We start from the raw sequence: 21,694 nt of genomic DNA on the forward strand, positions 1-21,694 counted from the left end.
GCTGAAAGCTGCAAGCCCGCTTGAGGCTTGCAGCTGCGTCCCCCCTACATCCATCCATACTCCGCCATCGACAACGGGTCTCCATCCCCCACAATGATGTGATCCAGTACCCGCACATCCACCACCTCCAAGGCGTTCTGCAGCAACTTGGTCAATTTTCGATCAGCGGCGCTCGGCTCCAGGCTCCCGGAAGGATGGTTGTGGCACAGGATCAACGCCGCCGCGTTGTAGGCCAATGCGCGTTTGACCACTTGCCGGGGATACACCATCGCCGCGTCGATGGTGCCTTGGGACAACGCCTCGAAACCCAGCACCCTGTGCCTTGAATCAAGGAACAGACAGCCGAATATCTCGTGGGGCTCATGGCGCAACATGGCCTTGAGGTAATCGCGCACCGCCACCGGGCTTTCCAGCACCGAGTCGTGTCGCAGGCGCTCGGCCATATGACGCTTGGCCATTTCCAACACCGCCTGCAACTGGGCAAACTTCGCCGGCCCCAGGCCCAATTGCTGGCTGAACAGCGTCTGGCTGGCCTCCAGCAACGGGCGCAAGCCGCCGAATTGCGCCAGCAGATGGCGCGCCAGGTCCACCGCGCTCCTGCCGGAAACCCCGGTACGCAGGAAGATCGCCAGCAACTCGGCATCCGACAGACTCTCCGCCCCCCACTCCAGAAGCTTCTCTCGCGGCCGCTCTGCCGCCGGCCAATCACGAATACTCATCTCTCCTCCCCTCCCTGTATGCCATGCGTGCCGCTGTTGCCTTGCGGACGCTGTGTTATCGTAGGCCCTCTTTTTTGCAGGCGATTTCCCCTGGGGAGGGGGCATCGCAGGCGTCATTGAACTGGCAACACTGAACTGGAAAGGCAAACCAATGCAGCGTCTGTATCGGAAACGCATCGTTCTCGGCGTTGGCGGCGGCATTGCCGCCTACAAGAGCGCAGAGCTGGTCCGCAGGCTCCTGGACCAGGGCGCCGAAGTGCGCGTGGTCATGACGCGCGGTGGTAGTGAGTTCATTACCCCGCTGACCATGCAGGCCTTGTCCGGGCACCCGGTTCACCTGGATCTCCTGGACCCTGCAGCCGAAGCCGCCATGGGGCACATCGAACTGGCCAAATGGGCCGACCTGGTGCTGATCGCTCCGGCCACCGCCGACCTGATCGCGCGCCTGGCCCAAGGCATCGCCGATGACCTGCTGACCACGCTGGTACTGGCCACCGACGCCACTGTCGCCATCGCCCCGGCCATGAACCAGGCCATGTGGCGCGACCCTGCGACCCAGGCCAACACCCAGCTTCTGCAAAGCCGAGGCCTCAAGGTGTTCGGCCCGGCATCCGGCAGCCAGGCCTGCGGCGACGTTGGCATGGGCCGCATGCTTGAAGCCACCGATCTGGCGCTGTGCGCCGCCGAGTGCTTTCAGCACCTGGCCCTCACTGGCAAGCACGTGCTGATCACTGCCGGCCCGACCCAGGAAAACATCGACCCGGTGCGCTACATCACCAACCATAGCTCAGGAAAAATGGGCTTTGCCCTGGCTGAAGCGGCGGTCGAGGCAGGCGCACGCGTCACCCTGATCACCGGTCCGGTGCATTTGCCGACCCCGGATCGGGTCACGCGAATCGACGTGGTCAGCGCCCGCGACATGCTGGCGGCCTGTGAGGCAGCCATTCCGTGCGACCTGTTCATCGCCTCGGCGGCGGTTGCGGACTACCGCCCGGAAGTCGTCGCCCCGCAAAAGCTCAAGAAAGACCCTACGAGCGGTGACGGTCTGCTCCTGCAAATGGTGCGCAACCCGGACATCCTGGCCACCATCGCCACGCGTCCGGACCGTCCGTTCAGTGTCGGCTTCGCCGCCGAGACCGAGCACTTGCTGGACTACGCCGCACGCAAATTGAAAGACAAAAACCTCGACCTGATCGTTGCCAATGATGTCGCCAACCCGAGCATCGGCTTCAACAGCGAGGAAAACGCCTGCAGCGTGATCGACCGCGACCTGCACGCCACCCTTTTCGCCCAGACCAGCAAGGGCAAGATTGCCCGTCAACTGATCTCTTTTATCGCCCAACGGCTGAACCAGGTTTAATTTCCATGCACGCTTTGCAAGCCAAGATCCTCGATTCACGCATCGGCAACGAATTCCCACTGCCGGCCTACGCCACCCCAGGCTCCGCAGGCCTCGACCTGCGCGCCATGCTCAAGCAAGACACCGTCCTTGAACCGGGCCAGACCATCCTGATCCCCACCGGCCTTTCGATCTACGTGGGCGACCCTGGCCTGGCGGCGCTGATCCTGCCGCGCTCGGGCCTGGGCCACAAACACGGCATCGTGCTGGGCAACCTGGTCGGCCTGATCGACTCGGACTACCAGGGCGAATTGATGGTGTCGTGCTGGAACCGTGGCCAGACCGCGTTCAACATCGCCGTCGGCGAGCGCATTGCGCAGTTGGTATTGGTGCCGGTGGTGCAGGCGCACTTCGAACTGGTCGAGGAATTCGATGAGACCCAACGCGGCGCAGGCGGTTTTGGGCATTCCGGCAGTCACTGACTAAGCTGAATCCTGCCGGGCGCCTTTGCCCGGCTCGATGCCACCGCAAGGCTTTTCAGGACGAAGAATGCGCGGACCCTATCAGCGAGATTTCCCTATTGAAATCAAAGCATTAAGCAGAAAGAAAAGCAGCGCCAGCACGCCGATGGCACTTTTGCACCACGAACTCTCTGCCGAAAACACCGTCATACCCTTCAGTTTGAGCCTGCCGGTCAGCCACATTAAGGCCAGCCTTGCCCCCTTCAGATGGAGTTTCCCCCCGCGATGAGTACCGCAGCCCGAGTAGCCCCGACATTCCCCGACAGCATTTTCCGCGCCTATGACATCCGTGGCGTGGTACCAAAGACCCTGACTGCCGAAACCGCCTACTGGATTGGCCGCGCCATCGGCGCACAGAGCCTGGCCCAGGACGAGCCGAACGTGTCGGTTGGCCGTGACGGTCGCCTGTCCGGCCCGGAGCTGGTTGAGCAACTGATCCAGGGCCTGGCCGACAGCGGTTGCCATGTGAGTGACGTGGGCCTGGTGCCGACGCCGGCACTGTACTACGCGGCCAACGTACTGGCCGGCAAGTCCGGGGTGATGCTCACCGGCAGCCACAACCCGTCCGATTACAACGGTTTCAAGATCGTCATCGCCGGCGACACCCTGGCCAACGAACAGATCCAGGCCCTGCACGACCGTCTGAAAAACAACGACCTGACCAGCGGCAAGGGTACCGTCACCAAAGTCGACATCCTGCAGCGCTACTCTGACCAAATCACCGGCGACGTGAAACTCGCGCGCCGCCTGAAAGTGGTGGTGGACTGCGGCAACGGCGCAGCCGGCGTGATCGCCCCGCAGTTGCTCGAAGCCCTGAACTGCGAAGTGATCCCGCTGTTCTGCGAGGTCGACGGCAACTTTCCCAACCACCACCCAGACCCAGGCAAGCCGGAGAACCTGGTGGACCTGATCGCCAAGGTCAAAGAAACCGGGGCTGACGTGGGCCTGGCCTTCGACGGCGACGGCGACCGCGTGGGTGTGGTGACCAACACCGGCGAGAACGTATTCGCCGATCGCCTGCTGATGCTGTTCGCCCGCGACGTGGTGGCGCGCAATGCCAACGCCGAGATCATCTTCGACGTGAAGTGCACTCGTCGCCTCACGCCGCTGATCAAGGAATACGGCGGCCGCCCGCTAATGTGGAAGACCGGTCACTCGTTGATCAAAAAGAAAATGAAGGAAACCGGCGCCCTGTTGGCCGGCGAAATGAGCGGCCACGTGTTCTTCAAGGAACGCTGGTTCGGCTTTGACGACGGTATTTACAGCGCCGCTCGCCTACTGGAGATCCTCAGCAAGGAAAAATCCACGGCCCAGGAGCTGTTTCAGACCTTCCCGAACGATATTTCTACGCCAGAGATCAATATCCATGTGACCGAGGAGAGCAAATTCAGCATCATTGACGCACTGCACGATGCGCAATGGGGCGAAGGCGCCAACCTGACCACCATTGATGGTGTGCGAGTCGATTATGCCAAAGGCTGGGGCCTGGTCCGCGCGTCCAACACCACACCGGTGCTGGTCCTGCGTTTCGAGGCGGATACCGAGGCTGAGTTGCAGCGCATCAAGGACGTGTTCCACGCCCAGTTGAAACGTGTTGCCCCTGATCTCCAATTACCGTTCTGATTTTTTACCGGAGCCCTGAATGACCCTCGAACGCGAAGCCGCTGCCAACACTGCCAAGGTCCTGTCCGAAGCGTTGCCTTACATCCGACGCTACGTCGGCAAGACGCTGGTGATCAAGTACGGCGGCAATGCCATGGAAAGCGACGAGCTGAAAACCGGCTTTGCCCGCGACATCGTGTTGATGAAAGCCGTGGGGATCAACCCGGTGGTGGTGCACGGCGGCGGCCCGCAAATCGGCGACCTGCTCAAGCGCCTGTCGATCGAGAGTCACTTCATCGATGGCATGCGCGTCACTGACGCGCAGACCATGGACGTGGTGGAGATGGTCCTCGGCGGCCAGGTCAACAAGGACATCGTCAACCTGATCAACCGCCATGGCGGCAGCGCCATCGGCCTGACCGGCAAGGACGCAGAGCTGATCCGCGCGAAAAAGCTGACTGTGACCCGGCAGACGCCGGAGATGACCCAGCCGGAAATCATCGACATCGGCCAGGTGGGCGAAGTGGTAGGCGTCAACACTGACCTGCTGAACCTGTTGGTCAAGGGCGACTTCATCCCGGTGATCGCGCCGATCGGCGTGGGCGCCAATGGCGAGTCCTACAACATCAACGCCGACCTGGTGGCCGGCAAGGTGGCCGAAGCGCTGAAGGCTGAAAAGCTGATGCTGCTGACCAACATCGCCGGCCTGATGGACAAGCAAGGCAAGGTGCTGACCGGCCTGACCACCCAACAGGTGGACGACCTGATCGCCGACGGCACCATCTACGGCGGCATGTTGCCGAAGATCCGCTGCGCGCTGGAAGCGGTGCAAGGCGGGGTGGGTAGCTCGTTGATCATCGATGGTCGAGTGCCGAATGCGGTACTGCTGGAGATCTTCACGGATACCGGCATGGGTACGCTGATCAGTAACCGCAAGCGTCCCTAAACACTGAAAACAAAAGGCCCCGCTCAATATGATTGAGCGGGGCCTTTTTATGCACGCTGCTCCCCTGTGGGAGCGGGCTTGCCCGCGAAGGCGGTGGGTCAGACGCCAAACTGCTCGCGATATGCACGCACCGCCGGCAGGTGCTGCTTGAGCTGCGGATCATCTTCCAGGAACTGCAACACCTGGTTCAACGACACGATGCTCACGACTGGAATGCCGAAATCGCGCTCCACTTCCTGGATGGCCGACAACTCACCGTTGCCACGCTCCTGGCGGTTCAGCGCGATCAGCACGCCGGCGGCCTTGGCGCCGTCCTGGGAAGCGATGATCTGCATGACTTCGCGGATAGCGGTGCCGGCGGTGATCACGTCGTCGATGATCAGCACGTCGCCCTTGAGTGGAGCCCCGACCAGGCTGCCGCCTTCACCGTGGGCCTTGGCCTCTTTACGGTTAAAGCACCAAGGCAGGTCCTGCCCGTGATGCTCAGCCAGCGCCACGGCGGTCGCGGCCGCCAGAGGAATACCCTTGTAGGCCGGGCCAAACAGCACATCGAAGGAAATACCGCTTTCAACGATGGCAGCCGCATAGAAACGACCCAGCTGTGCCAGGGCCGAACCCGAGTTGAACAGGCCCGCATTGAAGAAGTACGGGCTGGTGCGCCCTGACTTGAGGGTGAACTCACCGAAGCGCAAAACCCCGCGATCGATGGCAAAACGAATGAAATCGCGTTGATACGCCTGCATGAAAAAAGCCTCAGATACCACGGATTTAGCTAATTAGGTAGACGGCGTGTATCATACACGCACGCGATTTTTGGGGCCATTTATGCGGATCATCAGTGTGAACGTTAATGGTATTCAGGCTGCAGTCGAGCGTGGTTTGCTCAGTTGGCTGCAAGCCCAGAATGCCGACGTCATCTGCCTGCAGGATACCCGCGCCTCCGCCTTTGAACTGGACGACCCAGCCTTCCAACTGGATGGCTACTTCCTTTATGCCTGCGATGCCGAAGTGCCCACCCAAGGTGGCGTGGCTTTGTATTCGCGGTTGCAACCCAAGGCGGTCATCAGCGGCCTCGGCTTCGAGACAGCCGACCGCTACGGGCGCTACCTGCAAGCCGATTTCGACAAGGTCAGCATCGCGACCTTGCTGCTTCCTTCGGGGCAGAACGGCGATGAAGACTTGAACCAGAAGTTCAAGCTAATGGACGATTTCGCCCGTTACCTGGATAAACAGCGACGCAAACGTCGCGAGTACATTTATTGTGGCTCGCTGTACGTGGCGCAACAGAAGCTGGATATCAAGAACTGGCGCGACAGCCAGCAATCCCCGGGTTTCCTGGCGCCGGAACGGGCCTGGATGGACGAGATTGTCGGCAACATGGGCTATGTGGATGCCCTGCGCGAAGTCAGCCGCGAAGGCGACCAGTACAGCTGGTGGCCGGATAACGAACAGGCTGAGATGCTCAACCTGGGCTGGCGCTTCGACTACCAACTGCTGACCCCGGGCCTGCGCCGGTTCGTTCGCAGCGCACGCCTGCCGCGCCAGCCGCGATTCTCGCAGCACGCGCCGCTGATCGTGGACTACGACTGGACATTGACCATCTGAGGTCTTTTCCCAGGCACAAAAAAACCGACAGCGATGTCGGTTTTTTTGTGCCTGTTCACTATTTGATCACTCGCCAGGTCAAGGGGTAGCGGTAAGCGATCCCCTTGTTGGCCTTGATGCTACCAATGATGGTCAGCACCACCGTGGCGATTGCCAGGGCAACCATCAGGAAAAAACCGATCACTGCGAAGGCCAGCACAATGCAAGCGATCCAGGCGATGGCGACGGTGATCTGGAAGTTCAGGGCTTCCTTGCCCTGATCATCAATGAACGGGTCCACTTCTTTCTTCATCTGCCACAGGATCAGTGGCCCCACGACGCTGCCGAAGGGGAACACGAAACCCAGAAACGCCGCGAGATGGCACAACATTGCGCCCTGGCGCACTTCGTAGGAAGGCGTCGGCACAGGCATTTGGCTGCTGTCATTCATGGCGCTTCTCCTTGAGGCGGGTTCAGTCAGCCAGGGCGGCGTTCTGCAGTTCGAAGATCTCGGTCATGCCTTTCTGGGCCAGGGCCAGCATCGCATTCAGTTCGGCCGGCTGGAATGGCGCGCCTTCGGCGGTGCCTTGCACTTCGATGAACCCACCGGTGCTGGTCATCACCACGTTCAGGTCGGTCTCGGCGGCCGAGTCTTCCAGGTAGTCCAGGTCCAGCACTGGCTCGCCCTGGTACATGCCCACCGAAACAGCGGCGATCATTTGCTTGAGCGGGTCACCGCCCTTGAGGCCGCCACGCTTCTTGATCACTTTCAGCGCGTCAACCAGGGCCACCATGGCACCGGTGATGGACGCAGTGCGGGTACCGCCGTCAGCCTGGATAACGTCGCAGTCGACGTACAGGGTCACGTCGCCCAGCTTGGACATGTCCAGGGCGGCGCGCAGTGAACGGCCGATCAGGCGCTGGATTTCCAGGGTGCGCCCGCCTTGCTTGCCACGGCTGGCTTCACGCTGGTTACGCTCGCCGGTGGCGCGCGGCAGCATGCCGTACTCGGCGGTCAGCCAGCCCTGGCCCTGGCCTTTAAGGAAGCGCGGCACGCCGTTTTCGACGCTGACGGTGCAGATCACCTTGGTATCGCCAAACTCGACCAGTACGGATCCCTCGGCGTGTTTGGTGTAGTTGCGGGTGATGCGGATCGAGCGGAGCTGATCGGCAGCGCGACCACTTGGACGTTTCATAGGGAACACCTGTACTGAGGACGAAAAACTGCCGAGCATTATAGAGCCGCGGGCCGATTCGGGGCACTGCTAAAAAATCCAGTTACGAATGCCTGGGTTTGGGCGCACTCGCCCCACTGCGCTACAATCCTGCGCCTTCCCAATCATCAGCCCGCATTTACGGGGCTGCAACGCGAGGTACCTCCATGGTGCACAGCATGACCGCCTTTGCCCGCGTCGAAAAAGCCGGCGTACAAGGCACCCTGAGCTGGGAACTGCGCTCGGTCAACAGCCGCTACCTGGAGCCGCATCTGCGTCTGCCGGAATCGTTCCGCGACCTCGAAGGCGCTGTGCGTGAAGCGCTGCGCCAGGGCATTTCCCGCGGCAAGCTGGAATGCACCCTGCGCTTTACCGAAGAAACCACCGGCAAGCCGCTGCAGGTTGACCGCGACCGCGCCGCGCAATTGGTCGCCGCCGCCGAAACCATCGCCGGTCTGATCAAGCAGCCGGCCGCGCTCAACCCCCTGGAAGTGCTGGCCTGGCCCGGTGTGCTGGTGGCCGACGCCACCGACCCGCAGGCGCTCAACGCCGAAGCCCTCGCCCTGTTCAATCAGGGTTTGAAGGAGCTCAAGGCTGGCCGCGAGCGTGAAGGCGCCGAGTTGGCGCGCCTGATCAGCGAGCGCCTGACCTCGATCGAAGAAGACGTGGTCACCCTGCGCGAGCTGGTCCCGCAGATGCTTGCCACCCAGCGCCAGAAGGTCCTCGACCGCTTCACCGACATGAAGGCCGACCTCGACCCGGTGCGCCTGGAGCAGGAAATGGTGCTGCTGGCGCAGAAGAGCGATGTGGCCGAAGAACTGGACCGCCTGAGCACCCACATCCTCGAAGTACGCCGCGTGCTCAAGTCCGGCGGCGCCGCCGGTCGGCGCCTGGACTTCCTGATGCAGGAACTCAACCGCGAAGCCAATACACTGGGCTCCAAGGCTTTCGATCCGCGCAGCACCACGGCTGCGGTCAACCTCAAGGTGTTGATCGAGCAGATGCGCGAACAAGTACAGAATATTGAGTAAGGCAACCTCCATGACCCACAGCACCGGCACCCTTTACATCATTTCCGCGCCTTCTGGCGCAGGCAAGAGCAGCCTGGTCAAGGCCCTGACCGACGCTGACGAGCAGATCCGCATCTCGGTCTCCCACACCACCCGCGCCATGCGCCCGGGCGAGGTGAACGGCGTGCACTATCACTTCGTCGAGCGCACCGAGTTCGTCAAGATGATCGAACACGGCGACTTCCTGGAGCGCGCCGAAGTGTTCGGCAACCTCTATGGCACTTCGCAAAGCCACTTGCAGCAGACCCTGGACGAAGGCCACGACTTGATCCTGGAAATCGACTGGCAGGGCGCCGAACAAGTACGCCAGCTGATGCCCAAGGCGCGTTCGATCTTTATCCTGCCGCCGTCGCTTGAAGCGCTGCACCAGCGCCTGACCAACCGCGGCCAGGACAGCGACGAGATCATCGAAGGCCGCATGCGTGAAGCGGTCAGTGAAATGAGCCACTACGTCGACTACGACTACCTGATCATCAACGACGATTTTGCCCACGCGCTGGACGATTTGAAGGCGATTTTCCGCGCCAATCAGCTCCAGCAAAAGCGTCAGCAACAGCGTTTCGGCAAATTACTCGCCGAACTGCTCGGTTGATTGGCTCTTCCCAAAACCGCTGCAAGGGCTTTACATTGGCGCTTGTAGCGGTTTTGCGAGGGCCTGCGAAAAATCAGCGCTTCCCTAAACGCTGGTGATTTTTTAAACTGTTTAGTCCGCTCGCCCAACCGGGCAGCGCGCATCTTGCATTCGCTCCGAGGAATACCATGGCCCGCGTAACCGTTGAAGACTGCCTAGAACACGTGGATAACCGCTTTGAGCTGGTCATGCTCTCTACCAAGCGTGCCCGTCAACTGGCCACTGGCGGCAAAGAGCCCCTGGTCCAGTGGGAAAACGACAAGCCTACCGTTGTGGCCCTGCGTGAAATCGCCGAAGGCCTGATGAGCTACGAGTTCATCGCCAACGCTGAAATCGTTGAAGACGAACCGCTGTTTGCAGCGTTCGAGGACGAGTCCAACGAGGCCGTCTAAGCCTATGCCTGGTCGACGTAGCACGGCGCGGGGTCACAGCCAACGGCAGGAGTTCACACTTTGCCGAGCATAGACGCCCTCGCCGATCGCTTATCGGCCTACCTCGGCCCAGACCAGGTCAACCTGGTCCGCCGAGCGTATTTCTACGCCGAACAAGCCCACGACGGCCAACGCCGCCGTAGCGGCGAGGCGTATGTCACCCATCCCCTTGCGGTGGCAAACATTCTTGCCGACATGCACATGGACCATCAGAGCCTGATGGCCGCGATGCTGCATGACGTGATCGAAGACACCGGCATCGCCAAGGAAGCGCTCAGCGCGCAATTCGGCGAAACCGTGGCCGAACTGGTCGACGGGGTCAGCAAACTGACCCAGATGAACTTCGAGACCAAGGCCGAGGCCCAGGCGGAAAACTTCCAGAAGATGGCCATGGCCATGGCCCGCGATATTCGCGTGATCCTGGTCAAACTGGCCGACCGGCTGCACAACATGCGCACGCTGGAAGTGCTGTCCGGCGAAAAACGCCGGCGCATTGCCAAGGAAACCCTGGAAATCTACGCGCCCATCGCCAACCGGTTGGGCATGCACGCCATACGTATCGAGTTCGAAGACCTCGGCTTCAAGGCCATGCACCCGATGCGTTCGGCGCGCATCTACCAGGCAGTCAAGCGCGCCCGGGGCAACCGCAAGGAAATCGTCAACAAGATCGAAGAGTCGCTGAGCCATTGCCTGGCGATCGATGAGATCGAAGGCGAGGTCAGCGGCCGGCAAAAGCATATCTACGGTATCTACAAGAAGATGCGCGGCAAGCGCCGGGCCTTCAACGAAATCATGGACGTGTACGCGTTCCGGATCATCGTCGACAAGGTCGACACCTGTTATCGGGTGCTGGGCGCGGTACATAATTTGTACAAGCCCCTGCCGGGCCGTTTCAAGGATTACATCGCGATTCCCAAGGCCAACGGCTATCAGTCGCTGCATACCACGCTGTTTGGCATGCACGGGGTGCCGATCGAGATCCAGATCCGCACACGCGAAATGGAAGAGATGGCCAACAACGGCATCGCCGCCCACTGGCTGTACAAGTCCAGCGGCGACGAGCAGCCCAAGGGCACTCACGCCCGCGCCCGCCAATGGGTCAAAGGCGTGCTGGAAATGCAGCAACGCGCCGGCAACTCCCTCGAATTTATCGAAAGCGTGAAGATCGACCTGTTCCCGGACGAGGTCTACGTGTTCACGCCCAAAGGCCGGATCATGGAGCTGCCCAAGGGCTCCACGGCGGTCGACTTTGCCTATGCGGTGCACACCGATGTGGGCAACAGCTGCATCGCCTGCCGGATCAATCGTCGTCTCGCACCGCTGTCCGAACCGCTGCAAAGTGGCTCCACGGTCGAGATCGTCAGCGCCCCGGGCGCACGCCCGAACCCGGCGTGGCTCAACTTCGTGGTCACCGGCAAGGCGCGCACGCACATCCGTCACGCGCTGAAACTGCAGCGCCGCTCCGAGTCCATCAGCCTGGGCGAACGCCTGCTGAACAAGGTGCTCAACGGTTTCGACAGCGCCCTCGACAAGATCCCGCAGGAACGCGTGCAAGCGATGCTCCACGAGTACCGCCAGGAAACCATCGAAGACCTGCTGGAAGATATCGGCCTGGGCAACCGCATGGCCTATGTAGTCGCCCGCCGCCTGCTCGGCGAAGGCGAACAGTTGCCAAGCCCGGAAGGCCCGCTGGCGATTCGCGGCACCGAGGGCCTGGTGCTCAGCTACGCCAAGTGCTGCACGCCGATCCCGGGCGACCCGATTGTCGGCCACTTGTCCGCAGGCAAAGGCATGGTGGTGCACCTGGACAACTGCCGCAACATCACCGAAATCCGCCACAACCCGGAAAAATGCATCCAGCTCTCGTGGGCCAAGGATGTCACCGGCGAATTCAACGTCGAGTTGCGGGTGGAGCTGGAACACCAGCGCGGCCTGATCGCCCTGCTCGCCAGCAGCGTCAACGCAGCCGACGGCAATATCGAAAAAATCAGCATGGACGAGCGCGATGGCCGCATCAGCGTGGTCCAGTTGGTGGTCAGCGTACACGACCGCGTGCACCTGGCCCGCGTGATCAAGAAACTGCGTGCCTTGACCGGGGTGATCCGCATCACTCGCATGCGCGCCTAACCCACATTACAAGGAGTCATTCATGACCAAGACCGTTATCACCAGCGATAAAGCCCCTGCCGCCATCGGCACTTACTCCCAGGCGATCAAGGCGGGCAACACCGTCTACATGTCCGGCCAGATCCCGCTGGACCCGAAGACCATGGAACTGGTGGAAGGCTTCGAAGCACAGACCGTACAGGTCTTCGAAAACCTCAAGTCGGTGGCTGAAGCAGCCGGTGGTTCGTTCAAGGACATCGTCAAGCTGAACATCTTCCTCACCGACCTGAGCCACTTCGCCAAGGTCAACGAGATCATGGGCAAGTACTTCGAACAGCCGTACCCAGCCCGCGCCGCCATCGGCGTTGCCGCCCTGCCAAAGGGTGCACAGGTCGAGATGGACGCGATCCTGGTCATCGAGTAAAACACCCGGCGCAGCCCCCACAGGCTGCGCCGACTTCGTTTCAGAAGGATTTCATGATGCGCAAAGCGCTTGTAGCCTCATCAATGCTCGCCCTGTTGCTCGGCGGCTGTGCCAGTAACCCTGCCGACAGGGATGTGAGCGGCACCTGGATCAACCAGGTCGCCATCGATGCGGCAGCCAAGGGCGGCCCTTTGCGTGAAGCCCTGCAGAGCTTTGGCCCGAACCTCGAGTGGGAGGTCAATACCAAGGCTTCACAGGCCCGCTACTACAACGGTTTTGAAGTAGCGGAAGGCAAGTTGCTGGGTGAACAGTCCGGCGCTTGGAGCGTGGATTTCTACGGCAGCTCCGCCACCGAACTCAAGCGCAAAGGCAAGCAAATGCTGCAAGTGGCCAACGACAACGAGCCCGAACAGCTGTTTGCCCGCGCCAAAGACCCGGCCCCGGAGGGTGCACCTTTGGGTGCCAACTTCGAGCGAGCGCTGTACGCGGCCTACCTGGGCGGCGACTGGAAGATCAGCGACGGCTTCGGCAGCGGCGCCATCGTGCAGTTCCAGGCTGACGGCAAGGTCGCCGGCCTGCCCAATGTGGACCGGTATTCGCTGTGCCTGGCCGGTGATTGCGCCTCAATGAGCGGTGGCTACGACAGCATCTGGCTGCAGCTCAACGGCCAGGGCAACCCGTGGATCTTTACCCGCAAAGGCAAACAGCTGGAAATCTTCCAGGCGATCAACACCGCGCAGGCGGATGAAGTGCCCTCGTTCACACCAGGCCCACGCCAATGGCTGCTTGAAAAGCAATAAGCAACCAAACATAGATCCAAATGTGGGAGGGGGCTTGCCCCCTCCCACATTTTGAGTTTCAGCCTTTGAGAATTGCTGCGTAGCCTTCGCGGAAGGTCGGGTAAGTCGGCGTCCAACCCAGCGCCTTCACCCGGGCATTGCTGCACTGCTTGCTGCCCGCTCGCCGCACACTCGCATCCTCAGCCCACTCAGTCACACCCAGGTATTCGCGCAACCAGCCCACCACTTCGGCCAGTGGAGCAGGTGCATCGTCGACACCGATGTAGACCTTGTCCAGCGAGCCGCCCTCTTCCACATGGCGCAACAAAAAGGCGAGTAGCCCCGCCGCGTCGTCCGCATGAATGCGATTGCCATATAAAGGTGGATCGATTGCCACGCGATAGCCTTGGCGCACCTGGGTCAGCAGCCATTCGCGACCAGGGCCATAGATGCCGGTAAGCCGTACGACACTCGCCGGAATGCCGCTATTGAGCGCCACTTGCTCGGCTTCCAGCATCACCTGCCCGGAATACCCCTTCGCTTGAGTCTCCGACGTTTCGTCGACCCACTCGCCATTCTGCTGCCCGTAGACGCTGCTGCTGGATACGAACAGCAGATGCTTGGGTTCCTGGCCGTAGTCACTCAGCCACTCCAGCACATGTTTCAGCCCTTCTACATAAGCGGCGCGGTAGCCCGCCTCATCGTGGTCCGTCGCAGCCGCGCAGTACACCAGGTAATCCACCCCGCCAATCGGCCAGGTGTCGGGGCAATCTTTTTTGAACAGGTCACCGGCAATGCCGATCACGCCGTCGGGAAGCCGCGAAATATCACGGCGCAGGCCATATACCTCCCATTCCGAGGCAAGCAATTGGCTGGCCAGCCGGCTCCCCACATCGCCACATCCGGCAATCACAACAGAAGGCGCTGACATCACAAAACTCCGCACAGAAAGGTCTAGGTTAGCCTTCGCAGATGACAGACGGCCAGAAAAAGCACAAATAAAGTTACTGTATTACTTCTGTTAACAAGAATTACTTGCAATAATAACCACCCATTTGTCCTCGACCCCTGGGTCTGGAAGGACGATCACTCATTTTTTTACTCAGGTCCGGCCAGCATGACACGTAATACAACCCCCGCTTCGCCAACCAAGCTTCACAGCCCATCCCGCGCCTGGCGCGCGATTGCTGCGCTGCTGTTCAGCGTACTGCTGGCACCGACCGCCGCCTTCGCTGATGCCACCGCGCCAGCCACCCCCGCGGCTGCCGAGCACACCACCGCGGCACCTGCAGCACCTGCCGCAGCACCCGCTGCCACCGACCCGGCCCAGGCGGCTGATCCTGCCGCCGCCGACGACACCGGCGTAGTGCTGGAAGAAGACAACACCCTGGGCATGGCCCACGACCTGTCGCCCTGGGGCATGTATCAGAACGCTGACGTGGTGGTAAAAGCCGTGATGATCGGCCTGGCCATCGCCTCGATCATCACCTGGACCATCTGGATCGCCAAAGGCTTCGAGCTGCTGGGCGCCAAACGCCGCCTGCGTGCCGAAATCGTCCACCTGAAAAGAGCCGCCACCCTCAAGGAAGCCAGCGAAAGCGCGACCAAGAAAGGCACCCTGGCCAACACTCTGGTGCACGACGCGCTGGAAGAAATGCGCCTGTCGGCCAACACCCGCGAAAAAGAAGGCATCAAGGAACGTGTGGCCTTCCGCCTGGAGCGCCTGGTGGCAGCCTGCGGTCGTAACATGAGCAGCGGCACCGGCGTGCTGGCGACCATCGGTTCTACCGCGCCCTTCGTCGGTCTGTTCGGTACCGTGTGGGGCATCATGAACAGCTTCATCGGCATCGCCAAAACCCAGACCACCAACCTCGCCGTCGTTGCCCCCGGCATCGCCGAAGCCCTGCTGGCCACCGCCCTGGGCCTGGTTGCCGCGATTCCTGCGGTGGTGATCTACAACGTCTTCGCCCGTTCGATTGCCGGCTACAAGGCCCAGGTATCGGACGCGTCGGCGGAAGTCCTGCTGCTGGTCAGCCGCGACCTCGATCACCTGCCTACCGAGCGCAGCTCGCAACCGCACATGGTGAAAGTGGGGTAATCGGCCATGGGCCTGCATTTGAATCAAGGCGACGACGAACTCGTCGAGAACCACGAAATCAACGTCACGCCGTTTATCGACGTGATGCTGGTGCTGCTGATCATCTTCATGGTGGCGGCACCGCTGGCCACCGTGGACATCAAGGTCGACCTGCCCGCGTCCAGCGCCAAGCCAGCACCACGGCCGGAGAAACCGATCTTCCTCAGCGTCAAGGCGGACCAACGCCTGTTCCTGGGTGAAGAAGAAGTCAAGGCTGAAACCCTGGGGCCGGTGCTCGACGCCAAGACCCAGGGCAAGAAGGACACGACGATCTTCTTCCAGGCTGACAAAGGCGTGGACTACGGCGACCTGATGAGCGTGATGGATGCCCTGCGGGCAGCCGGCTACCTCAAGGTAGGCCTGGTCGGACTCGAGACGGCAGCCAAGAAATGATCACGACGCGCCACAAACTGACGCGTTATGGCACCAGCCTCGCCGTCGTACTGGGCGTGCATGCCATCGCGATCGCTATCGCGCTTCACTGGTCGGCGCCGCGCACGGTGCAGTTGCCACCGGCTGCCATGGTCATCGACCTGGCACCGATGCCAGCCCCACCGCCGCCGGCACCGCCCAAGGTGGTCACGCCGCCGCAACCGCCTGCACCGGTGGAAGAGCTGCCCCTGCCGAAACTGGCCGAGGCACCCAAGCCGACGATCCAGGTGCCCAAGCCGGTCAAGCCCAAGCCCAAACCGCAGCCGCCCAAGCCGGTGGAGAAGAAAATCGAGCCGCCCAAGGAGAAACCTTCCGAGGATCCGCCGAGCGACGCTCCGCCGACCCAGGCACCGGCTGAAAAATCAGCCCAGCCCGTTCCTGGCCCATCGCCGCAACAGATCGCCGCCAAAGCGTCCTGGGAAGGCACCCTGCTGGCTCACCTGCAGAAGTACAAGAAGTACCCGCCAGGTGCCCAGGCACGTGGCAAGGAAGGCCTCAACCGCCTGAAGTTCGTGGTGGATGCCGAGGGTAACGTGCTGTCCTACGAGTTGGTGGGCCGCTCCGGCAACGCCGACCTGGACCGCGCCACGCTGGACATGATCCGGCGTGCCCAGCCGCTGCCCAAGCCGCCGGCAGACATGCTCAAGGGTGGCAGTATCGAGATCGTTGCACCGTTCGTGTACAACATCGAGAAACGTCGTCGCTGAGCCGCTCCCAATGGGCACCCTCGGGTGCCCATTGCATTTCCCCTCCCCCGTATTTCAAGCCTTGCAGACCCGCAAGCTGAACCGTGACTGAATGTGAAACCAATGTCATGGTTCTTCACTTGTAACACTTCAATACACCACCAATCATGCGCGAACAATTCTCATTTGAGAGGCCTTTCGCCATGTCCTGCCCTCCCCGCCTGACGCTTGCCCTGCTCGCAATCGCTGGCGCCCCCTGCGCAGCCCATGCGGATCAACTGGTCAGCCTGACCGTGCAGAACCACACCTTCACGCCGGCCAGCTTCACCGTGCCGGCCGGCGAGCGCTTTCGCATCCAGCTCACCAATAACGACGACACCGTCGACGAATTTGAAAGCTACGACATGAAGTTCGAAAAGATCGTCGTGCCCGGCAATACCATTACCGTCTTCGCCGGCCCGATGCATCCAGGCACCTACAGCTTTTTCGACGACTACCATCCCGACCAGGCCAAAGGCACCGTCACCGTCGTCGCGGCCAAGGAGTAAGTCATGCTGGCCTGTCTGCTGATCGTGTTTCGTGAGGTGCTGGAAGCCGGCATCGTCATCGGTATCGTCATGGCCGCCACCCAGGGGCTGGCGCGGCGCAGTACCTACATCATCGGCGGCATCGCTGCCGGTGTTGGCGGCGCGGCGATCCTCGCGCTGTTCACCGGCGCCATCACCCAGGCCCTGGACGGTTTCGGCCAGGAAATCTTCAACGCCGCCATCCTTATCGTCGCGGTGTGCATGCTCGGCTGGCACAACCTGTGGATGAGCAGCCATGGCCGCGAACTCGCCACTCAACTGCGCGAAAGCGGCGCCGCGGTGCAACGCGGCGAGAAGACCCTGTGGGCACTGGCCATCGTGATCACCGTTGCCGTGCTGCGCGAAGGCTCGGAAATCGTGCTGTTCCTATATGGCATCGCTGCATCCACCCACACCGAACCCCTGACGATGCTCATCGGCGGCGTGCTCGGGATTGCCGGCGGCGGCGTGCTGTCGTGGCTGCTGTATCGCGGGCTGGTGGTGATCAGCCTCAAGCGTCTGTTCTCGGTCACCACCTGGATGATCGCCGTACTCGCGGCGGGAATGGCCGGCCGCGCCGCCGCGATCCTGGCCGGTATCAACCTGATCCCGGCCTGGGGCTACGAGTTGTGGGACACCTCCTGGCTGGTGTCCGACGCAAGCCTCACCGGTCGGGCGCTGCAAGCGCTGACCGGCTACACCGACCGCCCCCTGGGCGTTCAACTGTTTGCCTGGGTGACCACCCTTACCCTGTTGGTACTGGGTAGCCGCCTTGTGCAGTCGCGCACCACTCAACTGTCGTCACCCACCCTGGAGCGTCACCCATGAAACACCTGCACAAACCTGTGGCCGCTGCATTGGTCCTGACCAGCACCCTGGCTTTTTCTGCCTTCAGCCAAGCCCGTGAATACCCCATCGGCGGCCCGGTCCAGACCCACGACATGGAAATCGCCTCCTCGTACCTCACCGGAATCGAGATGGCGCCAATGCCACCGGGCATGGTCATGGACAAGGACTCGGTGCACCTTGAAACCGATGTGCATGCCACCGCCGACAACAAGTACGGACTGTCCAACGGTGAGTGGGTGCCTTACCTGAGCATCTCCTATTCCCTGGTCAAGGAAGGCGCTCCGGACTACAAGCAAATCGGCACGCTCCTGCCGATGGTCGCCAAAGACGGCGCCCACTATGCGAACAACGTGAAGATGGACGGCCCTGGCACCTATACCGTGGTGCTGCGCTACGAGAGCCCGCAGATCAATGGCTTCTTCCACCACGTCGACAAAGAAACCGGCGTACCCGAATGGTGGGGCCCGTTCACCGAGACCTTCACCTTCAAATACCCGCAGAAATAACCGGCAAAACACCTGCGGCACCCGATTAGCCGGTGTCGCAAACCCCATCGTGTCTGATAACGTGCGTCTATCGATTGCAGCCGGTATGCTTGGCCCGCAACCTCATGGACGCCCGCTATGACTCTTACAGAATTGCGCTACATCGTTACCCTCGCCCAAGAGCAGCACTTCGGCCACGCGGCCGAGCGTTGCCATGTCAGCCAACCGACGCTGTCGGTGGGCGTGAAAAAGCTTGAAGACGAACTCGGTGTGCTGATTTTCGAGCGCAGCAAGAGCGCCGTGCGCCTCACGCCGGTGGGCGAAGGCATTGTGGCCCAGGCCCAGAAGGTACTGGAGCAGGCGCAGAGCATTCGCGAACTGGCCCAGGCCGGCAAGAACCAGCTGACCGCGCCGCTCAAGGTCGGCGCCATCTACACCGTCGGGCCTTACCTGTTCCCGCACCTGATCCCGCAACTGCACCGCGTCGCGCCGCAGATGCCGCTGTATATCGAAGAAAACTTCACCCACGTGCTGCGCGACAAACTGCGCAACGGCGAGCTGGACGCGATCATCATTGCCCTGCCGTTCAATGAAGCCGACGTGCTGACCCTGCCGCTCTACGACGAGCCGTTCTACGTGCTCATGCCGGCCTCGCACCCGTGGACACAGAAAGACACCATCGACGCCGGCCTGCTCAACGACAAGAGCCTGCTGCTGCTCGGCGAAGGCCACTGCTTCCGCGACCAGGTCCTGGAAGCCTGCCCGACCCTGACCAAGGGCAATGACGGTGCCAAGCACACCACCGTGGAATCCAGCTCCCTGGAAACCATCCGTCACATGGTCGCGTCCGGCCTGGGCATTTCGATCCTGCCGCTGTCGGCGGTGGACAGCCATCACTACGCCCCCGGCGTGATCGAAGTGCGCCCACTCACGCCGCCGGTGCCGTTCCGCACTGTGGCGATCGCCTGGCGCGCCAGCTTCCCACGGCCCAAAGCGATTGAGATCCTCGCCGACTCGATCCGCCTGTGTTCGGTCGCCAAGCCGACTGCCGCGAGCTAAGCCAGGGTATGACTGAGCTGTCGCAGGTGTCGGTGACGGCACTCAAGGGTGTCGGTGAAGCCATGGCCGAGAAGCTGGCCAAGGTGGGCCTGGAGAACCTCCAGGACGTGCTGTTCCACCTGCCCCTGCGCTATCAGGACCGCACCCGCGTAGTGCCCATCGGCCAGTTGCGCCCCGGGCAGGACGCAGTGGTCGAAGGCACCGTCAGCGGTGCCGATGTGGTGATGGGCAAGCGCCGCAGTCTGGTCGTACGCCTGCAGGATGGCACTGGCGGCCTGAGCCTGCGCTTCTACCATTTCAGCAACGCGCAGAAGGAAGGCCTCAAGCGCGGCACCCGCGTGCGCTGCTACGGCGAAGCGCGACCCGGCGCATCCGGCCTTGAGATCTATCACCCGGAATACCGCGCCATTACCGGTGACGAACCGCCGCCGGTCGACACCACGCTCACGCCGATCTACCCGCTCACCGAAGGCCTGACCCAGCAACGCCTGCGCCAACTGTGCATGCAGACGCTGACCATGCTCGGCCCGAAAAGCCTGCCTGATTGGCTGCCCCAGGAACTGGCCCGCGACTATCAACTGGCGCCGCTGGACGATGCGATCCGCTACCTGCATCACCCACCCGCCGACGCCGATGTCGACGAACTGGCGCTCGGTCATCACTGGGCCCAGCATCGCCTGGCCTTCGAAGAACTGCTGACCCATCAACTGTCCCAGCAACGCCTGCGCGAGAGCATGCGCTCCCTGCGTGCACCGGCAATGCCCAAGGCCACGCGCTTGCCTGCGCAGTACCTGGCCAACCTGGGTTTTGCGCCGACCGGTGCCCAGCAACGCGTCGGCAATGAAATCGCCTATGACCTGAGCCAGCAGGAGCCCATGCTGCGGCTGATCCAGGGCGATGTGGGCGCAGGCAAGACCGTGGTCGCCGCCCTCGCCGCCCTGCAAGCGCTGGAGGCCGGCTACCAGGTGGCGCTGATGGCGCCCACCGAGATCCTCGCCGAGCAGCATTTCATCACGTTCAAGCGCTGGCTCGAACCGCTGGGCCTGGAAGTCGCGTGGCTGGCCGGCAAGCTCAAGGGCAAGAACCGCGCGGCGGCACTGGAACAGATTGCCGGCGGCGCACCGATGGTGGTGGGCACCCACGCGCTGTTCCAGGACGAAGTGCAGTTCAAGAACCTGGCCCTGGTGATCATCGACGAGCAGCACCGCTTCGGCGTGCAACAGCGCCTGGCCCTGCGCCAGAAAGGCGTCGGCGGGCGGATGAACCCGCACCAGTTGATCATGACCGCCACACCGATCCCGCGCACCCTGGCCATGAGCGCCTACGCCGACCTCGACACCTCGATCCTCGACGAACTGCCGCCTGGCCGTACGCCGGTCAATACCGTGCTGGTCACCGACACCCGGCGTGTGGAAGTGATCGAACGCGTACGCGGCGCCTGTGCCGAAGGGCGCCAGGCGTACTGGGTGTGCACGCTGATCGAAGAGTCCGAAGAGCTGACCTGCCAGGCCGCCGAAACCACCTATGAAGACCTCACCAGCGCCTTGGGCGAACTCAAGGTCGGCCTGATCCACGGGCGCATGAAGCCGGCTGAAAAAGCCGCAGTCATGGCCGAATTCAAAGCTGGCAACCTGCAACTGTTGGTGGCCACTACCGTGATCGAAGTCGGCGTGGATGTGCCCAACGCCAGCCTGATGATCATCGAAAACCCCGAGCGCCTGGGCCTGGCGCAACTCCACCAGTTGCGTGGCCGGGTGGGCCGGGGCAGCGCCGCCAGCCATTGCGTGCTGCTCTACCACCCGCCGCTGTCACAGATCGGTCGCCAGCGCCTGGGCATCATGCGCGAAACCAACGACGGGTTTGTCATCGCCGAAAAGGACCTGGAACTGCGCGGTCCCGGCGAAATGCTCGGCACGCGCCAGACCGGCCTGCTGCAATTCAAGGTCGCCGACCTGATGCGCGACGCCGATCTGCTGCCTGCCGTGCGCGATGCCGCACAGGCACTGCTGGAGCGCTGGCCGGACCACGTCAGCCCGCTGCTCAATCGCTGGCTCAGGCACGGACAGCAATACGGCCAAGTGTGACGCCTGACGCACTTAAGCGACCAACAGTTG

24 protein-coding genes and 1 pseudogene are annotated in these 21,694 nt (G+C 62.0%); 19 read left to right on the forward strand and 6 right to left on the reverse strand.

What is annotated here, in order from left to right; translation table 11 throughout:
• Window positions 1-44: 44 nt before the first annotated feature.
• Window positions 45-719 carry a RadC family protein gene (gene radC, locus K5K89_RS00105; protein WP_071488072.1) on the reverse strand — a complete coding sequence of 225 codons (675 nt, stop codon included), beginning with the start codon at window positions 717-719 and terminating at the stop codon, window positions 45-47.
• A gap of 151 nt (window positions 720-870) precedes the next feature.
• Between radC and coaBC the strand changes: the two genes are divergently transcribed.
• Together coaBC and dut are read left to right on the forward strand one after the other, a co-directional pair.
• Complete coding sequence (gene coaBC, locus K5K89_RS00110; RefSeq protein ID WP_016970585.1) at window positions 871-2,079, forward strand: bifunctional phosphopantothenoylcysteine decarboxylase/phosphopantothenate--cysteine ligase CoaBC; 1,209 nt, start codon at window positions 871-873, stop codon at window positions 2,077-2,079.
• A 5-nt stretch (window positions 2,080-2,084) separates the two neighbouring features.
• A complete protein-coding gene (gene dut, locus K5K89_RS00115; protein ID WP_102592390.1) occupies window positions 2,085-2,540 on the forward strand; it encodes a dUTP diphosphatase in 456 nt (151 codons plus the stop codon).
• An 81-nt stretch (window positions 2,541-2,621) separates the two neighbouring features.
• On the opposite strand, the gene K5K89_RS00120 is transcribed toward dut, so the two are convergent.
• On the reverse strand, window positions 2,622-2,762 hold the full coding sequence (locus K5K89_RS00120) for a hypothetical protein (RefSeq protein ID WP_156682180.1): 141 nt from the start codon (window positions 2,760-2,762) through the stop codon (window positions 2,622-2,624).
• 18 nt (window positions 2,763-2,780) lie between these two features.
• Between K5K89_RS00120 and K5K89_RS00125 the strand changes: the two are divergent.
• Together K5K89_RS00125 and argB are read left to right on the forward strand one after the other, a co-directional pair.
• A pseudogene (locus K5K89_RS00125) lies at window positions 2,781-4,202 on the forward strand (phosphomannomutase/phosphoglucomutase); the annotation flags it as partial.
• 19 nt (window positions 4,203-4,221) lie between these two features.
• Window positions 4,222-5,127 (forward strand): acetylglutamate kinase, encoded by a 906-nt coding sequence (argB, locus tag K5K89_RS00130; protein ID WP_058424243.1) that lies wholly within the window; start codon window positions 4,222-4,224, stop codon window positions 5,125-5,127.
• Between the two features lie 98 nt (window positions 5,128-5,225).
• On the opposite strand, the gene pyrE is transcribed toward argB, so the two are convergent.
• A complete protein-coding gene (gene pyrE / locus K5K89_RS00135; protein WP_028618476.1) occupies window positions 5,226-5,870 on the reverse strand; it encodes an orotate phosphoribosyltransferase in 645 nt (214 codons plus the stop codon).
• 82 nt (window positions 5,871-5,952) lie between these two features.
• Between pyrE and K5K89_RS00140 the strand changes: the two genes are divergently transcribed.
• Window positions 5,953-6,732 carry an exodeoxyribonuclease III gene (locus K5K89_RS00140; RefSeq protein ID WP_003195493.1) on the forward strand — a complete coding sequence of 260 codons (780 nt, stop codon included), beginning with the start codon at window positions 5,953-5,955 and terminating at the stop codon, window positions 6,730-6,732.
• A gap of 58 nt (window positions 6,733-6,790) precedes the next feature.
• Here the strand turns inward: K5K89_RS00140 and K5K89_RS00145 are convergent, their stop codons facing one another.
• Window positions 6,791-7,162: a DUF4870 domain-containing protein gene (locus K5K89_RS00145; RefSeq protein ID WP_071488075.1), complete on the reverse strand. Its 372-nt coding sequence runs from the start codon at window positions 7,160-7,162 to the stop codon at window positions 6,791-6,793.
• Window positions 7,163-7,184: 22 nt separating this feature from the next.
• Window positions 7,185-7,907 (reverse strand): ribonuclease PH, encoded by a 723-nt coding sequence (gene rph, locus K5K89_RS00150; protein ID WP_016975928.1) that lies wholly within the window; start codon window positions 7,905-7,907, stop codon window positions 7,185-7,187.
• A 185-nt stretch (window positions 7,908-8,092) separates the two neighbouring features.
• Here rph and K5K89_RS00155 point away from each other — a divergent pair, with 185 nt between their 5' ends.
• From K5K89_RS00155 to K5K89_RS00180, 6 genes are all read left to right on the forward strand, one after another.
• Window positions 8,093-8,956, forward strand: a complete 864-nt coding sequence (locus K5K89_RS00155) for a YicC/YloC family endoribonuclease (RefSeq protein ID WP_049710930.1) — start codon at window positions 8,093-8,095, stop codon at window positions 8,954-8,956.
• Between the two features lie 10 nt (window positions 8,957-8,966).
• Window positions 8,967-9,587, forward strand: a complete 621-nt coding sequence (gene gmk / locus K5K89_RS00160; RefSeq protein WP_003213284.1) for a guanylate kinase — start codon at window positions 8,967-8,969, stop codon at window positions 9,585-9,587.
• A gap of 167 nt (window positions 9,588-9,754) precedes the next feature.
• Complete coding sequence (rpoZ, locus tag K5K89_RS00165) at window positions 9,755-10,018, forward strand: DNA-directed RNA polymerase subunit omega (RefSeq protein WP_003176920.1); 264 nt, start codon at window positions 9,755-9,757, stop codon at window positions 10,016-10,018.
• A gap of 60 nt (window positions 10,019-10,078) precedes the next feature.
• Window positions 10,079-12,184: a bifunctional GTP diphosphokinase/guanosine-3',5'-bis pyrophosphate 3'-pyrophosphohydrolase gene (gene spoT, locus K5K89_RS00170; protein ID WP_058424246.1), complete on the forward strand. Its 2,106-nt coding sequence runs from the start codon at window positions 10,079-10,081 to the stop codon at window positions 12,182-12,184.
• A gap of 22 nt (window positions 12,185-12,206) precedes the next feature.
• The gene (locus K5K89_RS00175; RefSeq protein ID WP_003176922.1) at window positions 12,207-12,587 is read left to right on the forward strand and encodes a RidA family protein; all 381 of its coding nucleotides are present in this window, start codon (window positions 12,207-12,209) and stop codon (window positions 12,585-12,587) included.
• A 56-nt stretch (window positions 12,588-12,643) separates the two neighbouring features.
• Entirely contained in the window at window positions 12,644-13,387 is a 744-nt protein-coding gene (locus K5K89_RS00180; RefSeq protein ID WP_222540648.1) for a hypothetical protein, read from the forward strand.
• A 58-nt stretch (window positions 13,388-13,445) separates the two neighbouring features.
• On the opposite strand, the gene K5K89_RS00185 is transcribed toward K5K89_RS00180, so the two are convergent.
• On the reverse strand, window positions 13,446-14,297 hold the full coding sequence (locus K5K89_RS00185; protein ID WP_071488077.1) for an SDR family oxidoreductase: 852 nt from the start codon (window positions 14,295-14,297) through the stop codon (window positions 13,446-13,448).
• Between the two features lie 186 nt (window positions 14,298-14,483).
• Here K5K89_RS00185 and exbB point away from each other — a divergent pair, with 186 nt between their 5' ends.
• From exbB to recG, 8 genes are all read left to right on the forward strand, one after another.
• Window positions 14,484-15,464: a tonB-system energizer ExbB gene (exbB, locus tag K5K89_RS00190; RefSeq protein WP_222540649.1), complete on the forward strand. Its 981-nt coding sequence runs from the start codon at window positions 14,484-14,486 to the stop codon at window positions 15,462-15,464.
• A gap of 6 nt (window positions 15,465-15,470) precedes the next feature.
• Window positions 15,471-15,896, forward strand: a complete 426-nt coding sequence (gene exbD / locus K5K89_RS00195; RefSeq protein ID WP_003195519.1) for a TonB system transport protein ExbD — start codon at window positions 15,471-15,473, stop codon at window positions 15,894-15,896.
• Window positions 15,893-16,642, forward strand: a complete 750-nt coding sequence (locus K5K89_RS00200; protein ID WP_071488079.1) for a TonB family protein — start codon at window positions 15,893-15,895, stop codon at window positions 16,640-16,642. The genes exbD and K5K89_RS00200 overlap by 4 nt, the downstream gene beginning before the upstream one ends.
• A gap of 182 nt (window positions 16,643-16,824) precedes the next feature.
• A complete protein-coding gene (locus K5K89_RS00205; RefSeq protein ID WP_071488080.1) occupies window positions 16,825-17,169 on the forward strand; it encodes a cupredoxin domain-containing protein in 345 nt (114 codons plus the stop codon).
• 3 nt (window positions 17,170-17,172) lie between these two features.
• Window positions 17,173-18,015, forward strand: a complete 843-nt coding sequence (locus K5K89_RS00210) for an FTR1 family protein (protein WP_071488081.1) — start codon at window positions 17,173-17,175, stop codon at window positions 18,013-18,015.
• Entirely contained in the window at window positions 18,012-18,542 is a 531-nt protein-coding gene (locus K5K89_RS00215; RefSeq protein WP_071488082.1) for an iron transporter, read from the forward strand. Before K5K89_RS00210 ends, K5K89_RS00215 begins: the two co-directional genes overlap by 4 nt.
• Window positions 18,543-18,659: 117 nt before the next feature.
• Window positions 18,660-19,580 (forward strand): hydrogen peroxide-inducible genes activator, encoded by a 921-nt coding sequence (locus K5K89_RS00220; protein WP_016975936.1) that lies wholly within the window; start codon window positions 18,660-18,662, stop codon window positions 19,578-19,580.
• Between the two features lie 8 nt (window positions 19,581-19,588).
• Complete coding sequence (recG, locus tag K5K89_RS00225; RefSeq protein WP_058424461.1) at window positions 19,589-21,664, forward strand: ATP-dependent DNA helicase RecG; 2,076 nt, start codon at window positions 19,589-19,591, stop codon at window positions 21,662-21,664.
• The last annotated feature ends 30 nt before the right edge of the window (window positions 21,665-21,694 follow it).

It is taken from the genome of Pseudomonas sp. DR208 (assembly GCF_019823005.1).
In the GTDB taxonomy this organism is placed as follows: Bacteria; Pseudomonadota; Gammaproteobacteria; order Pseudomonadales; family Pseudomonadaceae; genus Aquipseudomonas; species Aquipseudomonas extremorientalis.